The organism is Acidovorax sp. FJL06, from assembly GCF_003852545.1.
Taxonomy (GTDB): domain Bacteria; phylum Pseudomonadota; class Gammaproteobacteria; order Burkholderiales; family Burkholderiaceae_C; genus Acidovorax.
Genome location: NZ_QAJR01000018.1, coordinates 36,943 through 54,741, shown reverse-complemented (window position 1 = coordinate 54,741; position 17,799 = coordinate 36,943). Strand labels below are relative to the sequence as shown.

The 17,799-nt window shown below is 67.6% G+C and carries 15 protein-coding genes; 2 read left to right on the top strand and 13 right to left on the bottom strand.

Annotated features, from left to right (window positions below; translation table 11 throughout):
• The first annotated feature begins 4 nt into the window (after nt 1-4).
• On the top strand, nt 5-1,165 hold the full coding sequence (locus DBV10_RS11510; protein ID WP_124513715.1) for a DUF3108 domain-containing protein: 1,161 nt from the start codon (nt 5-7) through the stop codon (nt 1,163-1,165).
• Between the two features lie 261 nt (nt 1,166-1,426).
• Nucleotides 1,427-1,726, top strand: coding sequence for a DUF3567 domain-containing protein (locus tag DBV10_RS11505; RefSeq protein WP_124513713.1), 300 nt, complete (start codon nt 1,427-1,429; stop codon nt 1,724-1,726).
• Nucleotides 1,727-1,874: 148 nt separating this feature from the next.
• On the opposite strand, the gene DBV10_RS11500 is transcribed toward DBV10_RS11505, so the two are convergent.
• The 13 genes from DBV10_RS11500 to DBV10_RS11445 all read right to left on the bottom strand — a co-directional run bounded on the left by DBV10_RS11500 (nt 1,875) and on the right by DBV10_RS11445 (nt 17,783).
• Nucleotides 1,875-2,975 carry an AbrB family transcriptional regulator gene (locus DBV10_RS11500; RefSeq protein WP_124513711.1) on the bottom strand — a complete coding sequence of 367 codons (1,101 nt, stop codon included), beginning with the start codon at nt 2,973-2,975 and terminating at the stop codon, nt 1,875-1,877.
• Between the two features lie 218 nt (nt 2,976-3,193).
• Nucleotides 3,194-3,316, bottom strand: a complete 123-nt coding sequence (locus DBV10_RS23310; protein ID WP_255424838.1) for a hypothetical protein — start codon at nt 3,314-3,316, stop codon at nt 3,194-3,196.
• A 278-nt stretch (nt 3,317-3,594) separates the two neighbouring features.
• Nucleotides 3,595-4,173, bottom strand: coding sequence for a hemerythrin domain-containing protein (locus tag DBV10_RS11495; RefSeq protein ID WP_233589897.1), 579 nt, complete (start codon nt 4,171-4,173; stop codon nt 3,595-3,597).
• An 8-nt stretch (nt 4,174-4,181) separates the two neighbouring features.
• A complete protein-coding gene (locus tag DBV10_RS11490; protein WP_124513709.1) occupies nt 4,182-4,595 on the bottom strand; it encodes a ribonucleotide reductase subunit alpha in 414 nt (137 codons plus the stop codon).
• Nucleotides 4,596-4,698: 103 nt separating this feature from the next.
• Nucleotides 4,699-5,376 (bottom strand): nitroreductase, encoded by a 678-nt coding sequence (locus DBV10_RS11485; protein ID WP_124513707.1) that lies wholly within the window; start codon nt 5,374-5,376, stop codon nt 4,699-4,701.
• 39 nt (nt 5,377-5,415) lie between these two features.
• Nucleotides 5,416-6,750 carry an NnrS family protein gene (locus DBV10_RS11480; RefSeq protein ID WP_233589896.1) on the bottom strand — a complete coding sequence of 445 codons (1,335 nt, stop codon included), beginning with the start codon at nt 6,748-6,750 and terminating at the stop codon, nt 5,416-5,418.
• Nucleotides 6,747-9,206: an adenosylcobalamin-dependent ribonucleoside-diphosphate reductase gene (locus DBV10_RS11475; RefSeq protein ID WP_124513703.1), complete on the bottom strand. Its 2,460-nt coding sequence runs from the start codon at nt 9,204-9,206 to the stop codon at nt 6,747-6,749. Before DBV10_RS11475 ends, DBV10_RS11480 begins: the two co-directional genes overlap by 4 nt.
• A 100-nt stretch (nt 9,207-9,306) precedes the next feature.
• Entirely contained in the window at nt 9,307-9,984 is a 678-nt protein-coding gene (locus tag DBV10_RS11470; RefSeq protein ID WP_124513701.1) for a carbonic anhydrase, read from the bottom strand.
• Between the two features lie 29 nt (nt 9,985-10,013).
• A complete protein-coding gene (locus DBV10_RS11465) occupies nt 10,014-10,841 on the bottom strand; it encodes a peptidylprolyl isomerase (RefSeq protein WP_370451161.1) in 828 nt (275 codons plus the stop codon).
• A 142-nt stretch (nt 10,842-10,983) separates the two neighbouring features.
• Complete coding sequence (gene narI / locus DBV10_RS11460) at nt 10,984-11,715, bottom strand: respiratory nitrate reductase subunit gamma (RefSeq protein ID WP_124513697.1); 732 nt, start codon at nt 11,713-11,715, stop codon at nt 10,984-10,986.
• Nucleotides 11,712-12,413 (bottom strand): nitrate reductase molybdenum cofactor assembly chaperone, encoded by a 702-nt coding sequence (gene narJ, locus DBV10_RS11455; protein ID WP_124513695.1) that lies wholly within the window; start codon nt 12,411-12,413, stop codon nt 11,712-11,714. Before narJ ends, narI begins: the two co-directional genes overlap by 4 nt.
• A gap of 22 nt (nt 12,414-12,435) precedes the next feature.
• Nucleotides 12,436-13,959, bottom strand: a complete 1,524-nt coding sequence (gene narH, locus DBV10_RS11450) for a nitrate reductase subunit beta (protein ID WP_124513693.1) — start codon at nt 13,957-13,959, stop codon at nt 12,436-12,438.
• A 23-nt stretch (nt 13,960-13,982) separates the two neighbouring features.
• Entirely contained in the window at nt 13,983-17,783 is a 3,801-nt protein-coding gene (locus DBV10_RS11445) for a nitrate reductase subunit alpha (protein ID WP_124513691.1), read from the bottom strand.
• Between the last annotated feature and the right edge of the window lie 16 nt (nt 17,784-17,799).

Genomic DNA, 17,799 nt, shown 5'->3' with positions numbered 1-17,799 from the left:
CCGGATGCCCCGCCGCGCCCTGGCCCTGATCACCGCCCTGGTGGTGGCCCTGCACTGGTTGGTGCTGAGCGGCGTGCCCCTGGCCTGGGACGGCGCCCAGCCGCCCCCCTCGGAGCGGACAGGCCCCATTTTCAGCACCCGCAGCGTGGCCGCGCCACCTCTTGCGCCACAGCCTGTACCAGAACCCGCCCGGGCCGCAGCCCCCGCCCCCGCGCCGGCTACGCCCCCCCGGCCCGTGGTGCGCAAGAAGCCCGCACCGCCCCCCGCCGCACCGGCGGCGGCGGCAGATGCTGCGCCCGTTGCAGCCCCAGAGCCCCCCGTGCAAGTAGCAGGCGCAGAGGCCAGCATGGCGCCTGCCGCAGACACCGCGGCGCCAGCCCCCGCAGCCCCCGCCTCGGCCTCCCAGGCCGAACCGCCGGTGCCGCCGGCTTCGGCCGCGCCCCCCGCGCAAGAGCCCTCCACGGCGGCCGGGATCGACATTGCACCACCCGGCGCCGGCAGCAGCACCGGCGCTCCACCACCGCCCGTGCGCATCCCGGCCCCCACCCGGCTGTCTTTCGACGTGAGCGGGCAGGCCAAGAAATTCGCCTACAACGCCCGTGCCGAGTTGCTCTGGCAGCACGATGGCAGCCGCTACGAGGCGCGCCAGGAGGTCAGCGCGTTTCTGGTGGGCACCCGCACGCAGCGCAGCGTGGGCGCGATCACGGCCCAGGGCCTGTTGCCCGAGAAGTTTTCCGACAAGTCCCGCAGCGAGCAGGCCGCGCATTTCGACCACGCCAAGGGCCGGGTGACCTTCAGTGCCAACACACCCGACGCCGCCGTGGGCCCCGGCGCACAGGACCGCCTGAGCCTGTTCCTCCAGCTGGGCGCCCTGCTGGCCGCCGACCCCGGCCGCTTTGTGCCCGGCACGCAGGTCACGATCACCACCGTGAGCGCCCGCACCGCCGACCGTTGGACCTTCACCGTCGAAGGCCCCGAAACCCTGGACCTGCCTGCGGGCCCCACCCCGGCCCTGAAACTGCTGCGCCTGCCCCGCAAGGACTACGACCAGAAAGCCGAGCTGTGGGTGTCGCCGGCCCTGCACTACCTGCCGGTGCGCATCAAGCTCACCCAGGCCAATGGCGACTTTGCGGACCTGCTGCTGCGCAGCAGCGGTGCACCGTGACGGTACCGCCGAATGCCAAAGTGTTGCGCCCGAACGCCACACGCACTCCAGACCGGTAAAAAACCCCCACGAGCCCGGCCGCCCCCGCTTTTCATGAAATACTGGAACGCAGCAAAGGCGCAATCCCCAGCGGGCTTCCCTTGATAACCGATGTGCAGGGCAGGACGTTACAAGCTTGCCAGCGCTTCCTGGAAGCTCCGCCAGGGCTTGAACTCTGCCAACCCGCTGTCATCTCATATTCATATCGACAAGGGGAACACGATGCACATGCTCTACGACTCAGAATCCTTCGTGGTGGTCCACATGCTGCCCGATGCCGTGGAGAAAAGCACCGGCCCGGCGCTCAACGATACCGCCCCCGCCGCTCCCCAGCTCGCACGCCACGGTTTTGAAATCGTGGACAAGCGTTCCGGCAAAGAGGTGTACCTGGACGGCTCCTGGGCCGAAATGTTCCAGGAGCAGATCCTGGCCTGGCAGCGCGACACCCCCACGCAGGAAGAAGTGGAAGACGCCCTGGACCGCTATGCCGGGCTGGCGCAGAACCCGGTGGTGGTGCACTAAGACACCCCCCTGAGCCGCTGCGCGGCTTCCCCCCGCTCTCGCTACGCTTCGCTTCGCGGGCAGGGGGACGATGCCCTCGCTGCGGGGCGGCCCTTGCTTGGCATCCCTGGCCCTGGGGCGCGCCAGTTTTGTCGTGCAGTTCTTCTTTTCAAACCTTTAGTGCCTGGTGTTCGTCCTTGGGATAAATCCGCTGGTACATCGGCTCCACCAGCATCAGCACCGCAATCAGCCGACACACCTGGAACGCCGTGACCACCGGCACGCCCAGCTGCAACACCTTGGCCGTGATGGCCATTTCGGTGATGCCGCCGGGCGAGGTGCCCAGCAGCAGCGTGACCCAGGGCAACCCCGTGGCCCAGGCCAGCGCGCCGGCGAACACGGCGCACACCGCCATCAGCCCCAGCGTGCCCACGGCCACCGTGGCCAGCCAGCGCGGCGCCGTGTGCAAGAACTCCCGGCGAAAGCGCACGCCCAGGCTCACGCCGATCACCAGCTGCGCCGCATTGATCAGGCCCTGTGGCACGGCCGACAGGCCCAGGCCGGCCATGGTGAGCCCCATGGACACCAGCATCGCCCCCATGAACCAGGGGTTGGCGCGGCCCAACCGGTCCATCACCAGGGCGCCGGCCCCGGTCATCAAGGCCATCAGCGCCAACCCGGGCCCGCTCACCACCCGCAGCGTGGGCGGCAGGATGTCCAGGCCGTGCAGGCCGCTCCACTGCAGCGCAAACGGAATCGCCACCGTGACGATGAGCAGGCGCAGGCTGTGGCTGGCGGCCACGAGGTCGGTGCGCGCGTTCTCGCGCTCGGCGATGAGCGTCATCTCGGACGCTGCGCCGATGGCCCCCGCAAAGTAGCTGGTGGCGCGCAGCATGGGCGCGGGCACGCCATGCATGCGCGGCGCATGCACCCGGTACAGCCAGGCGCCAAACAACCAGCCCAGGAACAGCGCCCACACAATGCCCAGCACGATGGCCCACCACAGGCCACCGATCAGCGCCACCACCTGCGGCGTGAAATACAGGCCCAGCGCCGCACCGATGGTCCACTGCCCGGCATTGCGCAGCGGGCCCCAGCTTTCGGTGGGCCCGCCCGCGATCGATACCAGCGAGGTGGCCAGCAGCGGGCCGATCATCCAGGGCAACGGGGTGCGCAGGGCCGCGCAAGCGGCGGCGGCGGCCCAGGCAAGCGCCAGCGTCAGGCCCACACGAACGGGAAACGACCACGCGGCCGGGGCAGTAAAAGGCATGGTGAAAGGGGCCACAGGCAGCCGAAGGCAGAAGGGAAAGGGCAGAAAGTAGAGCGCCCCGACGCGCACGCATCCTCGCTGGGGCTAAAAATGAGGCTCTCGGGGTGCTGAAATTCTAGGCGCGGGCCACCGGCCCGCCCCCGGCCCGGCCCCCCAAGGCCCACGCGATCCGCTGCGGCAGCCATCGCGGCCGCCGCGCAGCGGGGTGGCACGCCGGTTTACATCAACACCCGCTCGATCTGCCGCCGCAGCGGGTCCGGCCCTGCGGGGCGGGGTACCACCCGGGTGTTGGATGGCCCGCCGATGAAGCGCACCAGCGCTACCAGGATGGCCGCGCTCACCACCAGTTCCAGCCACGTGAAACCCGGTCGCTTTCGCTTTTTGCGGATTGCCGCCTGACGCACGGTCGCCCTCCCCGGTGGGTGCCAGCGGCCAGGATGCCTGCGGGGCAAAACGCTGTCTACCGCCCTTTTGCCACGGTGTTGTGCGCCCCGTGCCAGACCGGCCCTGGCGGCACAAAGGCAGCACACACCGGCTGGCCCACCAACGCATGGAAGCAAAAAGGGCTGCAGCGCTTGTCCATCAAGCGGGATAAGCTATATTTTTAATAGCATTTAGCTCAACTGCCGCGCGCCCAGCCCGCCCCCCGACGTTCGGCCATCTCGCGCCCCATCGCTTCCAGATCGGTGGGGGCGAGCCTGGCCACCGCCGCAGGGTAGGCATGCCCCTCTTCGGCGGCGATGTGGTCGCCATAGCGCTGGGCAAACCGGTCGAATGCGCGGCCGTCCTCGGGGGTGAAGGCGGTGGCGGCCGCGTGCGCCAGGGCCTCCAGGGGGGCGCGGGCTGCCGCCCAGTCGGCCGACATGCAGGCGTGGTCGTGCTGCAGGCGCTGCACCAGCGCCACCAGGTCGGGCGAGCCCTGGGCCAGCAGCAGGGGAAAGACATGCATCTCCTCGTCCTGGTGGTGCAGCGGCGCGGCGATGTCGAAGTAGCGCAGCACGTCGCGCGCGGCCTGGCGCGCCTCCTCGTCGGCCCCATGCTGGGACACATAGGCACGCAGCCGCTCCAGCAGGGCCAGGGTGCGCTGCACGCGCTCGTGGCAGGCTTCGAGCATGGCAAAGGGCTGCTCAAACCCCACCGCCGGGGCACTGAAACCCGGCAGGTGGCGGGCAGCGCCCGTGGGGGGAACCGGCGCCATGGCCCCGCTCAGCCCAGGCGCACAGGCTGGCCCTGGCGGTCGAACGGGATGTAGGCCCCATGGGCGCCGCCCTTGATCGCGTCCACCATGCGCTGTAGCGGCGCCTCGGCATCGGCGCTGGTGGGGGCTTGGTTCAAGGTGCCGGACAGCGCGGCCGCAAACACCATGGCCCAGTCGTGGCCGGGGGCCGTGAACTGGCGAGCCTCTTCCACCAGGGCGCTGAACGAGGCCAGCTCCTGCGGCGTCTTGTCCACGCACATCAACGGCACCAGGGCCCCGCCCTGCCCGGCCTCAAAGCGCGCGCGCTGCGCGGGGGTGGCGTCGTCGGGCAACTCGGCGGCGGCAAAAACGAACAGCAGGCGCTGGGGTTCGGGCTGCAGGCGGGCAGCCTGCAGCAGGTCGTCGAAGCTGGCAATTTCCATCACAAAGTCTCGCAATCAAAGTCAGAGGGTCAATCAGTGGCCTGTCGCGCTGCACGCCCAAGGCGGGGGGAAGCGCGCAGCGCATCAAGAGGGGGGGATGCAATTAAAAACCAGGCACCACGCCCCGGTCTGCATCCAGCGTGCTCACATACGCACTGGCCAGGGGTCGCGTGCGCACGGCCTTGCGCGACTGTACGGTGCCAATGCTGACAAAGCACAGTGCCTGCTCGGACGGAGCCAGCTGGAACAGCGCACGCAGGCTGTCGGCCTTGAGCGCCTTGCCGCTGGTCAGCGCCGAGCCGTAGCCCTGGGCCGTCGCCATGAGCAGCATGTTCTGCACCGCGCAACCGGCCGAGACGGTGCGCTCGGCCAGGTCGACCTCGGCATCGCCACGCGCGGCATCCACCACGGCCAGCAGCAGCACGGGCGAGCGGTAGGCCTTCTCGCGCGCCTGCTCGGCCTGCTCGGGCGTGGCGGCGGGGTCGCGCTCCTGCAGGGCCTGGGCAAACACGTCGGCCAGCGGCTTGCGCGACGCCTCGGGCACCAGCACAAAGCGCCAGGGCACCAGCTGGCCATGGTCGGGCGCATGGGCGGCGGCGCTCAGGATCTGGGCCAGCTCGGCCGCATTCGGCCCCGGCGTGCCCAGGCGCTTGGGCAGGATGGTCTGGCGCGACTGGATCAGCGCCGCCGCCATGCCCGCCACGTCGTCGGACACGGGCGCACGCGCGGCAGCAGATGCAGATTTGGAAGAAGGGCTCAGAGGCCAGGGGATGACAGCCATGACAAACAATCCTTGAAAGGGCGCATTGCACCTTCTTGCTCAGCCCGGGCGGCCATCGGCCCGCAGGCAGCCATACCAACGGCCCAGGCGCGCGCCCCAGGCCCCCATGGTGCCAGCCCACAGCCCCGCTGCCAACAGCAGGAGCCAGGGCACCACCGCCCCCGGAACACCCGGCACGGCCGCCGCAATGCGCAGCAGCGTGGCCGCCTGCAGCAGCCAGAACAGCGTCCAGGCAATGCGGTCGGCCACCAGTGCACGGCCGCTGTGGCCGCAAGACACCCGCGTGACCATGGCCAGCATCAGCGACGCGAGGCAGCCCATGGTGAGCGCGTGCAACGCCCCCAGGCCCAAACCGCCCAGGCCCAGCCCCCAGGCCAGCCACTGCGACGTGCCCCCGAGCAAAAAGGCCAGGCCCAGCCACAAGAACCCGATGTGCAACATGGCCAGCAGCCGGTTCTTAAGGCTTTGCACCAGCCCCCACACCCAGGCCAGCCAGACCAGCACACCACCCACCACCAGCTGCAGCGCGCCCCACACCAGGCCCCAGGCAGGGCCTGCAGAGCCGGCGGGCACGCCGGCCCAGTCCAGCCACACCGCCAGCACCTGCAGCAACGCAGCGCCCAGCATCAGCCACAGCACCCAGAACGGCCGCCAGGCCTGCACCATGGGCAGGGCGCTGGAGGTGAAAAACGGAATCATGCGGTGCGCCACCGTGACGTAGACCACCACCACAAAGCCCCACAGGCCGGACAGTACCCAGACCCGCGCCAGGGCTGGCGCGCCCAGCGCCAGGCTGAGCCAGACCCCGGCCACGCAGAGGCCCCCGAACGCACAGGCCCCCGCAATCACCCGGGCGTGGAGCTGATCCTGCGCCTGGCTCCGCCGTACGCGGCCCCAGAACTGCAAGGTCATCGCCACCAGCCCGCCCCAGGCCAGCGCCAGCCCGGCCAGCGCGATCACCGAATTCAGATGCGCCCCGGCCAGCCACAGCAGCCAGCCCGCCGCCTGCGCCAGCAAAGGGTTGCGCAGCGCCTGCGGCGGCAGCGGATCCACCCCCAGCCACTTGGGACCGGCCGTGAACAGGAAGCCCGAGAAAAACAGCGGAATGAACCCAAACGCCATCACCGCTGCGTGCACCAGCGTGGGCGGCAGCACCCAGGCCAGGCCCAGCCATCCGGTGGAGCGGTCCACCTGCACCAGCGCCCACCAGGCCCCTGAGGCCACCAGCACCACCATGGCCAGCAAAAAACCGAGCCGGTGGGGCGCCAGCATCACATGGCGCCAGCGCCAACGCTTGTCCATCTGCGCCAGCGCCTCGGCCGAGGGCTTGCCCGAGACAACCCCCAAGGGAATGGTGGGGCGAGAGGGCGTCACCCGCAGCTCCCCAGGTGGCCGCACTGCGTGCAGTAGTCGCAGCCGTCCTTGCGGATCACCGCATGGGCGCCGCATTCGCTGCACTTCTTGCCCGCCATGGCCTGCGGCACGGCCACAGGTGGCGGGGCGGGTTCGTCCAGCGGCAGCTGCTGCTGCACCGGGTCGGCCACGCGGCGCGCCAGGATGTTCTGGATGGCATAGGCCATGGCCGCCACCTCGGAGTCGTGCCACATCGGCACCAGCGTGCCGTCGTCCTTGCGGTGCGTGCCCAGGCGCACCGGGCCCCGGTCCCAGGCCACCTTGCGCATGTCGCTAAGGGCCCGCTCCAGGAAGCCGCCACGCGCGGCCAGCGACAACATGCGCATGCTGGAGGTGATCCACTGCTGCGACTCGCCGCTCTGGCCCACGGGCATGAAGAACTCGATGGCGCGGTCCACCGTGCCACCCTTGCCCGATGAGCCCACGCCCGTGGGCACGGGCAGGAAGGAGACGATGAGGTACAGCGTCTTGTGCCCCTCCTGCGTCCAGTATTCGAGCTTTTCGGCCACGGCCGAGAGGCCCCCTTGCGGGCGGCTTTCGATCACCGTGCGCATGGGGTCCACGGGTGGCGCGGCGGGTGCCGGCTTGGCGACGGCAGCGGGCTCTGGCGCGGGCTCGGCATGGGTTTCGAGCACCGAGCCCAGGATGCTGTTGGGCCGGTAGGTGGCCAGGCCCTTGAGCCGCGCACGCCAGGCCTGCAGGTACAGGTCCTTGAAGCCCTCGTACGGGTAGTCCGCCGGGATGTTCACGGTCTTGGAGATGGCCGTGTCCACAAAGGGCTGCACGGCCTCCATCATCGCGATGTGGTCCTGCGCGGACATCGCCAGCGCCGAGACGAAGTAATCGGGCAGCGCATTCACATCGCCGCCCAGATCGCGGTACAGGCGCCAGGCGTGGTCTTCCACCGCGTATTCGGTGGTGCTGCCATCGGACTCACGCTTCTTGCGCTTGTACATCCACGAGAACGGCGGCTCGATGCCGTTGGAGGCGTTGTCGGCAAAGGCCAGGCTCACCGTGCCCGTGGGCGCGATGGACAGCAGGTGGCTGTTGCGGATGCCATGCTCGCGGATCAACGCCTTGAGCGATTCGGGCAAGCGGCTCGCAAAAGTGCCCTCTGCCAGGTAGCCCCGGGCATCGAATTTCGGGAACGCCCCTTTCTCGCGCGCCAGCGCAACCGACGCCGCATAGGCCGCATCGCGCATGCATTCGGCGATGCGGGCGGCCATGGTGCGCCCTTCGGGCAGGTCATAGCGCAGGCACAGCATGGCCAGCGTGTTGCCCATGCCCGTAAAGCCCACACCGATGCGCCGCTTGGCCATGGCCTCGTCCCGCTGCTGCGGCAGCGGCCAGAACGTCACGTCCAGCACGTTGTCGAGCGCCCGCACCTGCAGCGCCACTGCCGCGCTGAACGCATCGAAATCGAAGGCCGCCACGCCGCCAAACCCGAAGGGGTGGCGCACAAAACGCGTGAGGATGACGGGGCCGAGGTCGCAGCAGCCATACGACGGAAGTGGCTGCTCGCCGCAGGGGTTGGTCGCCGCGATGTCCTCGCAGTAATGCAGGTTGTTGTCTTCGTTGATGCGCCCCAGGAACAGGATGCCCGGCTCGGCAAAGTCGTAGGCGGACTTCATGATCGTGTCCCACAGCTGCCGCGCCTGCACAGAGGCATAGACCCACTGCCCGTCGGTTCGCTGGTGCGCACCCTGCGCCTGCAGCGCGGCGCCCGGGGCTGCCTTGTGGACCAGCTCCCACGGTGCGTCGTTCTGCACGGCCTCGATGAAGGCGTCCGACACACCCACGGACACATTGAAGTTGTTCCAGCGGCCCGGTGTGCGCTTGGCGGTGATGAACTCCTGCACGTCGGGGTGGTCGATGCGCAGCACGCCCATCTGTGCACCGCGCCGCGCGCCCGCGCTCTCGACCGTGGAGCAGGACTGGTCGAACACGTTCATGTAGCTGCAGGGCCCCGAGGCCATGGAGGCCGTGCCCTTCACGTGTGCGCCCTTGGGCCGGATGCGCGAGAAGTCGTAGCCCACGCCACCACCGCGCCGCATGGTCTCGGCCGCTTCGCGCAGCGCTTCGTAGATGCCCGGGAAGCCCTCGTCGTCCACGCCCTGGATGCAGTCGCCCACGGGCTGCACAAAGCAGTTGATCAGCGTGGCCTGGATGTCGGTGCCCGCCGCGCTCATGATGCGGCCCGCGCCGATGGCTCCGGCCTGGAGGTTGGACAGGAACAGGGCTTCGTACTTTTGGCGCAGCTCCGGCTTTTCGACCGACGCCAGGGCGCGCGCCACGCGCTGGTACAGCTCTTCAGCCGTGGTCTCGCCCGGTTTCAGGTATTTTTCGCGCAGCACATCCAGGCTGATGGGCTGCAGGGAGGACGTGGGGCCGAGGGGGCGCTGGGGTTCGCGTTTCATGGGGGCCGATGATTTGGGTTTCACACTGAAACGGGGTTGCGTTCCGTCAAGGAGCACTCATTCCACTCCGAATGCCGCCCCGTGGCAAGCCGGTGGCCGGTCACTCGTCCACCAGCACCTGACCGTCGTGCTCCACATAAGGCTGGTAGGGGCCCGTGCCACTGTTGTCCGCGCGCGATGCGGGCACAAAGCCGCCGGTGCTGACATCGAACACATGGACCTCGCCCTCCTCGATCACGTAGTGCCAGCCATGCAGGCTGATCTGGCCCGCCTGCACCCGGCTGCGCACCATGGGGTACTCCATGAGGCGCTCGAGCTGCAGCACCACGGCGCGCTGCTCGGTGCGGCGCAGCACCTCGGGGCCCGGCGACATGGGCAGCAGGGCCTCGCGCCCCAGGTCCAGCCAGTGGTTCAGGTTGGGGGCCTCGGGCGAGACCTCACCATACATCGCCTTGATAGCCCCACAGTGGCTGTGGCCGCACACCACGATGCGGCGCACCTGCAGGTTGAGCACCGCGAATTCGATGGCCGCCGTGGTGCCATGGTGGCCATGCGATCCGTCATAGGGCGGAATGAACGCGCCCACGTTGCGCACCAGGAACAGCTCGCCCGGCCCCGCCCCGGTCAGCAGGTAGGGCACCAGGCGCGAGTCGGAGCAGCCGATGAACAAGGTCGTGGGGTGCTGCCCCTCGTCCACCAGCGTCTGGAACTGCTCGCGGTACTGGGGAAAGGCGTCGTCGTGAAAGCGGCGCAGGCGGTCCAGCAGTTCGTCAGGCATGGTTGTGCAGCCGAAAACAGCGCATGCGGCTACTGCACCAGCGGCGATTCGGCCGCATCGAGCGCCACCCCTTCGACCACGGCCGCGCCAGCCAGCAGCTGCAGGTACTGGCGCAGCGCGTTCACCCAGGCCTGCTGGCGCAGGGTGAGCGCAATGGCCTGGCGCACCTCTTCAAAAGCGGGCTGATGCCCGGCTTCGCGCGCCACCACCTCCACCACATGCAGGCCAAAGCGGCTGTGCACCAGGCGCGCCAGCACACCGATCTCGGAGCCCCCGCCAAACACCTCGCGGGCGAACTCGGGGGCGCAGTCGGCACGGGTGAGCCAGCCCAGGTCACCGCCCTGTTGGCCGCTGGGGCAGTTGGACCACTGGGCCGCCGCCTTGGCAAACTGGGCACCACCATCGTCGGCGCAGCGCAGTTCGATCAGCAAGGCCTCGGCCCGCAGGCGCAGCTGCTTCACATCGACGCCCGGCGTCACGGCAAACAGCACATGGCGCAGCTGTGCGCGCTCGCCCTGGGCATGTGCCGCAGGGTGGGCCTCGTGGTAGCGGCGGCAGGCTTCTTCCGAGGGGTCAGGGACCTGCAGCTCGCGCTCCAGCAGCTGCTCGATGGCATTCGACGCGTCCACGCTGATCGCGCCTTCGACACCCGGCACATCGCCCGCAGGCAGCAGCCCGGCCTGCTGCGCCGCCTGGCGCAGCAGCTCGGTGCAGGCGCGCTGGCGCAGGGCCTCTTCGTCCAGCAACTCGTGCGGGGCATTGAGGGCCACGCCATTGATGCGCGCCACCTCGGCCACCACGGCCCCCGTGACGCCAACCTGCGGTGCCAGCGTGGCCTGCGGGGGCGCGTCGGCCATTGTTGCTACCAGGGCCTCGTAGGCCGCTGTCTGCGTGGGGGTCAGCGTGCTGGCCGTGGCCGCAGCGCTGTTCTCGGTGGAGCTGCAGCCGCAGCCCCCGGTTCCACATCCGCTCATGGTGTGCTCCTTGGATGGGTGGGGTTCAGGCGCGGCGGTCTTGCGACTGCATGTGGCCTGCGGGCAGGTTCAGGCGGCGCGCACGCACCACCTGGTAGGGGCGCAGCACATAGGCCAGCGTGCCAAAGCCGCTCCACACGTGCACCAGGCGGGTGAACGGGAAGACCAGGAAGATGCTCATGCCCAGGAACATGTGGGCCTTGAAGATCCAGCCGGCTTCGGCCAGCAGCTCCACCCCCCCACTGCGGAAGGTCACCACGCGTTGGCCCCACTCGGCCAGCTTCATCATCATGGAGCCGTCCAGATGCTGGGCCGACAGCGGAATGGTCGCCAGGCCCAGCGCCAGTTGCAGCCACAGCAGCACCAGGATCAGGATGTCGCTGGCCTTGGACGTGGCGCGGATGCGCTCATCCGACAGGCGGCGGTGCAGCAGGATGGACAGGCCGATGAAGCCCAGCGTACCCGCAATGCCGCCCGACACCATGGCCATGAGCTGCTTGGCGCCCGCACTCATGAAATGCTCATACAGAAAGTGCGGCGTGAGCATGCCCACGGTGTGGCCGAAGAACAGGAACAGAACGCCGATGTGGAACAGGTTGCTGCCCCAGCGCAGGCTGCCGGTGCGCAGCAGTTGAGAGGAATCGCTCTTCCAGGTGTACTGGTCGCGGTCGAACCGCGCCCAGCTGCCAATGAAGAAAACGGCCAGGCAAATATAGGGATAGATGCCAAACAACAGGGTATCGAGCCAGGTGGTCATGCTGAGACTCCTTCTGGTGCCCGCTCGGCGCGGGGGGTACGAACAAAATGCATGGGCTGCGGCTGGTCAGGCTTGGCCTGGCCCTGGGTGCTGCAGCCCCCAAACGCTTCGGGCTCGGCCCAGACCTCGTCCATGGGCGGCTCTGGGGTGAGCGCCACCGACTGCACACGCTGGCCCGACACTTCGAGCACGGCCGCAATCACGCTGGCGTAGGGGCTGTTTCTTGCCACCAGCGCGCTGAACAGCGCGTTGAGGATGTGGGCCATTTCGCCCAGGAACTCCTTGGCCACTTCGGGCGGCTGGGTGGAGGCGAACTCCAGCACCACTGGCAGGTGGTCGGGCAGCTCGTCGGCCTCGAATTGCAGGCCGGCTTTTTCGTAGGTCTGCATCAGGTCGATGAGCGCCGGGCCGCGGTCGCGCGAGTCGCCGTGCACATGCTCGAACAGGTGCAGCGAGGTCTGGCGGCCCCGGTCGAAGTTGTCCACATAGCGGGCTTCGGCTTCCAGCGGGTCCAGCGCCGCGAGGTGCTGGCACACGCCTGTCAACTCGGCCACACGCTCGTGGCTCAAGGCCTGCTCCAGCTGCAGCGCGTCGATGAGCTGCGGCATCACGCTGCGCAGCTGCGCATCGGGGTAGCTCAGCAGGTAGCCCAGGGCGCGCAGGGTCAGGCGCACAGAGGTCGGGTTCTTCTTGAACATGGTGATTCCTTCCTGTGTGCGATCAGACCGTGGCCTTGATCGGAATGGTGCGGGGCTTCTTGCCGCCGAACATGCTGACTTCCGTCGCGCCATCCGAGCAGCCGTTGCCAAACGAGAAGCCGCAGCCACCCCGGATGTCGAACGCGTTCTCGGCGTATTCGCGGTGGGCCGACGGGATCACGAAGCGGTCCTCGTAATTGGCAATCGCCATCACGTGGTACATCTCCTCCACCTCGGCCATCGACAGGCCCGCTTGCTTGAGCACGGACAGGTTCTGGCGCTGCTCCACATGCTTGTCGCGCTGGTAGGTGCGCATGGCCAGCATGCGCTCCAGCGCCCGCACCACGGGGCCGGTGTCGCCTGCGGTGAGCAGGTTGGCCAGGTACTGCACGGGGATGCGCAGTTGCGATACATCCGGAATCTCGCCGTTCACACCCACATGGCCCGCGTTGGCGGCGGCCGTGATGGGCGAGAGCGGTGGCACATACCAAACCATGGGCAGCGTGCGGTACTCGGGGTGCAGCGGCAGGGCCACCTTCCATTGCACGGCCATCTTGTAGACGGGGCTGTTGCGCGCGGCGTCCATCCAGCTGTCCGGGATGCCGTCGATGCGGGCCTGTTTGATCACGTCCGGGTCGTTCGGGTCCAGGAAGATGTCGAGCTGGGCCTGGTACAGGTCGCGGTCGCGCTCCACGCTGGCGGCTTCCTGGATGCGGTCTGCGTCATACAGCAGCACACCCAGGTAACGGATGCGGCCCACGCAGGTTTCCGAGCACACGGTGGGCTGGCCGGCCTCGATGCGGGGATAGCAGAAGATGCACTTCTCGGCCTTGCCCGACTGCCAGTTGTAGTAGATCTTCTTGTAGGGGCAGCCCGAGACGCACATGCGCCAGCCACGGCACTTGTCCTGGTCGATCAGCACGATGCCGTCTTCCTCGCGCTTGTAGATCGAGCCCGAAGGGCACGAGGCCACGCACGCCGGGTTCAGGCAGTGCTCGCACAGGCGCGGCAGGTACATCATGAAGGTGTTTTCGAACTGGCCGTAGATGTCCTTTTGCACATCGTCGAAGTTCTTGTCCTTGCTGCGGCGGCTGAATTCACCGCCCAGGATTTCCTCCCAGTTCGGGCCCCATTCGATCTTCTCCATGCGCTTGCCGGTGATCAGGCTGCGCGGGCGGGCCGTGGGTGCGGCCTTGCTTTCAGGCGCCGACTGCAGGTGGTCGTAGTCGAACGTGAAGGGCTCGTAGTAGTCGTCGATCTGCGGCAGGTTGGGGTTGGCGAAGATGCGCATGAGCAGCTTCCACTTGCCGCCCTGGCGGGGCGCGATGGAGCCGTCGGGGCTGCGCACCCAGCCACCGTTCCAGCGGTCCTGGTTTTCCCATTCCTTGGGGTAGCCGATGCCGGGCTTGGTTTCGACGTTGTTGAACCAGGCGTATTCCACCCCGGGGCGGCTGGTCCAGACGTTCTTGCAGGTGACGGAACAGGTGTGGCAACCAATGCACTTGTCCAGGTTCAGCACCATGCCGATTTGTGCGCGAATTTTCATCGTGTTTCTCCTTGTCTTCGGCTTCAGGCGTGGTGGGCCGATGCGGGGGCTTCGTCGTCAAGCCAGTCCACGCGGTCCATCTTGCGCACCAGCACAAACTCGTCGCGGTTGGTGCCGATGGTTCCGTAGTAGTTGAAGCCGTAGCTGTACTGTGCGTAGCCGCCGATCATGTGGGTGGGCTTGAGCACGATGCGGGTGACCGAGTTGTGGATACCGCCACGGGTGCCGGTGATCTCGGAGCCGGGGGTGTTGATGATCTTCTCTTGCGAGTGGTACATCATCACCATGCCGGGGTTCACACGCTGGCTCACCACCGCGCGGGCCGCAATGGCGCCGTTGGCGTTGAAGAGTTCGACCCAGTCGTTGTCCACGATGCCGGCGACCTTGGCGTCGTCTTCGCTCAGCCACACCACCGAGCCGCCCCGGTTCAGCGTGAGCATCATCAGGTTGTCGCTGTACGTGCTGTGGATGCCCCACTTCTGGTGCGGCGTGATGAAGTTCAGCTGGATCTCTTTGTTGCCGTTGGGCTTCTTGCCTTCGACTTCGTGCAGCGTCTTCAGGTGCACCGGTGGGCGGTAACTCACAAAGCCTTCGCCGAAGTCACGCATCCACGGGTGGTCCTGGTAGAACTGCTGGCGGCCCGTGAGGGTGCGCCATGGGATGTACTCGTGCACATTGGTGTAGCCCGCGTTGTAGCTGACCTTCTCGCTTTCCAGGCCCGACCAGGTGGGCGAGCTGATGATCTTGCGCGGCTGCGCCTGGATGTCGCGGAAGCGGATCTTCTCGTCCTCGCGGTGCAGCGCCAGGTGCACGTGGTCGCGCCCGGTCTGCTTGCCCAGGGCCTCCCAGGCCTTGCAGGCCACATGGCCGTTGGTCTCAGGCGCCAGCATCATCACCACTTCGGTGGCGTCGATGTCGGTCACGATGCGGGGCATGCCCTGCGTCACGCCCTCTTCCTTCACGCGGCCGTTCAGGTCACCGAGCTGGCCGACTTCGGTCTGCGTGTTCCAGCCGATGCCCTTGCCGCCGTTGCCGGCCTTGTCCATCAAGGGGCCCAGGGCGGTGAAGCGCTTGTACAGGTTGGGGTAGTCGCGCTCGACCACCGTGACCTGGGGCGCGGTCTTGCCGGGGATGAGTTCGCACTCGCCCTTCTTCCAGTCGCGCACGCCATAGGGCTGGGCCATTTCACCGGGGGTGTCGTGCATGATGGGCGTGAGCACCACGTCCTTCTCGACACCCAGATGGCCCACGCTGACCTCGCTCACGGCCTTGGCAAAACCCTTGTAGATCTCCCAGTCGCTCTTGGCCTGCCAGGCAGGGTCCACCGCTGTGGACAGCGGGTGGATGAAGGGGTGCATGTCGCTGGTGTTGAGGTCGTTCTTCTCATACCAGGTGGCCGTGGGCAGCACGATGTCGGAGTACAGGCAGGTGGTGCTCATACGGAAGTCGAGCGTGACCAGCAGGTCCAGCTTGCCTTCGGGCGCATTGGCGTGCCACTGCACTTCCTCGGGCTTGGCTTCGTCCTGGCCCAGGTCCTTGCCCTGCACGCCGTGGGTGGTGCCCAGCAGGTGCTTGAGGAAGTATTCATGCCCCTTGCCCGACGAGCCCAGGATGTTGGAGCGCCACACGAACATGTTGCGCGGCCAGTTGTCGGGATGGTCCGGGTCCTCGCAGCTCATCGTGAGGCTGCCGTTCTTGAGCGACTGCACCACGTAGTCCTTGGCGTCCATGCCCTTCGCCGCAGCATCCTTGGCCACCTGCATCGGGTTGGTCTTGAGCTGGGGCGCCGAAGGCAGCCAGCCCATGCGCTCGGCGCGCACGTTGTAGTCGATCTGGGCGCCGTGGTAGGCGCTGGCATCGGCCAGGGGCGAGAGGATTTCTTCCATGCCCAGCTTCTCGTAGCGCCACTGGTCGGTGTGGGCGTAGAAGAAGCTCGTGCTGTTCATCTGGCGGGGGGGGCGGATCCAGTCCAGCGCAAAGGCCAGTGCCGTCCAGCCGGTCTGGGGCCGCAGCTTTTCCTGGCCTACATAGTGGGCCCAGCCGCCGCCGCTCTGGCCAATACAGCCGCACAGCATCAGCATGTTGATGATGCCGCGGTAGTTCATGTCGCAGTGGTACCAGTGGTTCATCGCCGCGCCGATGATGACCATGGACTTGCCATGCGTCTTGTCGGCGTTGTCGGCGAACTGGCGCGCCACGGTGATGATCTGGTCGCGCGGCACGCCCGTGATCTTTTCCTGCCAGGCAGGGGTGTAGGGGCGGTCGGCGTCGTAGCTGCCGCCGGGCTCTTCACCGGGCAGGCCCCGGTCGATGCCGTAGTTGGCGGCCAGCAGGTCGAACACCGTGGCGACCATCACGCGGCCTTGGGCTTCGTGGCCGGACAGCTCCAGGTGCGTCACGGGCACGGGGCGCACCATCACGTCGCTGCCTTGTTCGTTGGCCGTGAAGTTGGGCGACTGCACGCCGCCGAAGTAGGGGAAGGCCACCTTGGCCACTTCATGGGCCTGTGCGCCGTCTTCGATCACCGACAGCTTGAGCTTGACGGTGTTGCCCGTGCGGGCTTCCTTGTTCTCCAGGTTCCACAGGCCCTGGTCGGCGCGGCCATCGGCGCCCCAGCGGAAACCAATGGAGCCGTTGGGCAGCGTGACCTGGCCCAGTTCGTCGTAGCCCACGGTCTTCCAGTCGGGGTTGTTCGACTGGTCAAGCTGGCCAGGGAAGTCGCTGGCACGCACATAGCGGTCGGGCACCATGGCCTTGCTGCCATCGGGCAGCGTCTTTTCCTTGAGCACCACCAAGAGCGGCAGGTCGGTGTAGCGGCGTGCGTAGTCGTCGAAGTAGGTGCTGCGGCCCTTGCCGCCGTCCTTGAAGTAAAACTCTTTCAGGATCACGTGGCCCATGGCCATGGCCACGGCAGCGTCGGTGCCCTGCTTGGGGTGCATCCACAGATCACCCAGCTTGGCCACTTCGGAATAGTCGGGCGTGATGGACACGACCTTGGTGCCCTTGTAGCGCACCTCGGTCAAGAAGTGGGCATCGGGCGTGCGTGTCTGGGGCACGTTGGAACCCCAGGCAATGATGTACGAGCTGTTGTACCAGTCGGCCGACTCGGGCACGTCGGTCTGCTCGCCCCACACCTGCGGGCTGGAGGGAGGCAGGTCGCAGTACCAGTCGTAGAAACTCATGCACACGCCACCGATCAGGCTCAGGTAGCGTGAGCCTGCGGCGTACGAAATCATCGACATCGCCGGGATGGGCGAGAAGCCGATGATGCGGTCCGGGCCGTGCTTCTTGATCGTGTAGACATTGGCCGCAGCGATCATCTGGTTGACTTCGTCCCAGGTGCTGCGCACAAAGCCGCCCAGGCCGCGCTGCTTTTGCCATTCGCTTTTGGCGGCATTGTTTTCGACAATGCTGGCCCAGGCGTCCACGGGGCTCTTGGCCAGGGCAATGGCGGCGCGCCAGTGCTTGAGCAGGCGCCCGCGCACCATGGGGTACTTCACGCGGTTGGCGCTGTACAGGTACCAGCTGTAGCTGGCGCCGCGTGCGCAGCCACGGGGCTCGTGGTTGGGCAGGTCGGGACGGGTGCGGGGGTAGTCCGTCTGCTGGGTTTCCCAGGTCACGATGCCGCCCTTGACGTAAATCTTCCACGAGCAGGAGCCCGTGCAGTTCACGCCGTGGGTGGAGCGCACGATCTTGTCGTGCGCCCAGCGGTCGCGGTAGGCGTCTTCCCAGGTGCGGTCTTCACCGTTGGTTTCGCCGTGGCCTTGGGCAAAGGTCTCGCGCGGTTGCGAGAAATAGGTGAGGCGATCGAGGAAATGGCTCATCGGGGACTCCTTTTCT